Origin of the sequence: Pyramidobacter sp. CG50-2 (genome assembly GCF_003612005.1) — a bacterium.
Classification (GTDB): Bacteria; Synergistota; Synergistia; order Synergistales; family Dethiosulfovibrionaceae; genus Pyramidobacter.
The window spans coordinates 1-377 of the sequence record NZ_RAWT01000121.1; the positions used below are offsets into that span (position 1 = coordinate 1).

Consider the following 377-nt stretch of genomic DNA (forward strand, 5'->3'; position numbering starts at 1 on the left):
GTTCCCGTCGTCACCGTCAAAGCCGACCCGAACCTCGGCCAGAACATCGACATCAGCAACAACACGTCGATCACCAAGCTTCAGGGCGGCTTCGACCTGAAAGCCGGAAGCACGACGTCGAACGTCGCCCTGGGCGGAGCGACAGCCCCGACCGTCGAATTCTTGACGGCCGACGACACGATGACCATCGGTCTCTCCGGGACGAAAGTCACCTACGGCATCGACAAGACCAAGCTTGTGCAGAACATTACCGGGGACGTCATCAACCAGATCAACAACACCACCAGCAACCCGGTGACGAACATCGAAGGCAAGTTCAAGGTGAGCGACGGCACGTCCGCCAATACCAAGACCCTCACCATCAGCAAGAGCGGCGT

At 59.2% G+C, this 377-nt stretch carries 1 protein-coding gene; it reads left to right on the top strand.

All coding sequences use genetic code 11. From position 1 onward, the window contains the following. On the top strand, positions 1-377 hold a 377-nt coding region (locus D7D26_RS12430), incomplete at both ends, for a hypothetical protein (RefSeq protein ID WP_158606364.1).